Origin of the sequence: Nocardioides pelophilus (assembly GCF_014180685.1) — a bacterium.
GTDB classification, from domain to species: domain Bacteria; phylum Actinomycetota; class Actinomycetes; order Propionibacteriales; family Nocardioidaceae; genus Nocardioides; species Nocardioides pelophilus.
The window spans coordinates 1-1,074 of the sequence record NZ_JACEHF010000317.1; the positions used below are offsets into that span (position 1 = coordinate 1).

The 1,074-nt window shown below is 73.2% G+C and carries 2 protein-coding genes; both read right to left on the minus strand.

All coding sequences use genetic code 11. From position 1 onward, the window contains the following. Positions 1–101 precede the first annotated feature (101 nt). A complete protein-coding gene (locus H0488_RS23350) occupies positions 102–404 on the minus strand; it encodes a WXG100 family type VII secretion target (protein ID WP_183101547.1) in 303 nt (100 codons plus the stop codon). Between the two features lie 19 nt (positions 405–423). Then, on the minus strand, positions 424–741 hold the full coding sequence (locus H0488_RS23355; RefSeq protein ID WP_183101548.1) for a WXG100 family type VII secretion target: 318 nt from the start codon (positions 739–741) through the stop codon (positions 424–426). Between the last annotated feature and the right edge of the window lie 333 nt (positions 742–1,074).

The following is a 1,074-nucleotide window of genomic DNA, read 5'->3' on the forward strand; positions in this document are numbered from 1 at the left end:
CAGCTCGGCGACGGCGACCCCGCCGGGAACGGCCAGGTCGCGGCGCCGCCCGCCGGAGGCGGCGGTGACCCGGAGCAGCCGATCGGCCACCGGCCGTCGGCCTAGAAGTCGAAGCGGGCCGCGCCGCGCCGGTCGACCGCTTGGTACTCGGCGTTGGACCGGTGGACGGTGCGATGGCTCTCGTCGAGCAGGTCGCGCATCTCCTGGATCGCCCGGTCCCACGTCGCCTTGGCGCGGACGTAGGCCTCCTGGGCGTGGCCGGCCCACGCGCTGCGCAGCGGCTCGAGCTCGGACTCGAGGCTGTTCATCCGGTCGTCGATGTCCTTGACCGTCTGGAACATGTCGGTGGCGGCCTGGTCGAGCGCGCTGTGCTGGACGCGCAGGCCGTCGAGGTTCGATCCCATCTCGTGACTCCTTCGGAGGTCAGCCGAGCCGGCCGCGGAGCTGGGCATAGCTCGCGCCGATCTCGTCGTCGGTGGCGGTGTTGTCCTGCTCGGTCGAGGTCAGCGACCCGGCGAAGTCGTCGAGGGCGTCGACGATCGTCCGCTGCTTCTCGGTCCATGCCTGGTGGAGGACGAAGAACGCCTGCGCGCCGCGGCCGCCCCACCTGCCCTGCACGGCGGCGATCTGGCCGTCGAGCCGGGCACTGTAGGCGGTGAAGTCGGTCCGGGCATCGGTCACCAGACCTGCCGCGTGGCTCAGGGTGCCGTCGCCCTGGCCGAACTCATCGGGGTTCGCCATGGTGGCGCTCCTCTCATCGGGGTGGTCAAGCGGCACCGGGCGGTGCCGACCCGGGTGTGCCCGGGCGGATGCCACCCGGAAACCGGGGTCCCGCGTTGTCCACAGCCGGCCGCTGCGGCGGTTTCGAGCAGGCCGGACCCGGGTCGACTCCCTGCATGACCGCACCTCCGGAGCCGCCGACCGACCGGATCCGCATCGACGAGCCACCACGACTGCCCGCCGCCGAGGGTGTCGGCAGCGTGGCGACCAGCGCGATCCCGATGCTCGGCAGCCTCGGCTCGGTGGTCCTGGTCGCCTCGCTCGGCGGCGGCAGCTCGCAGGGGCGGGGGGTGG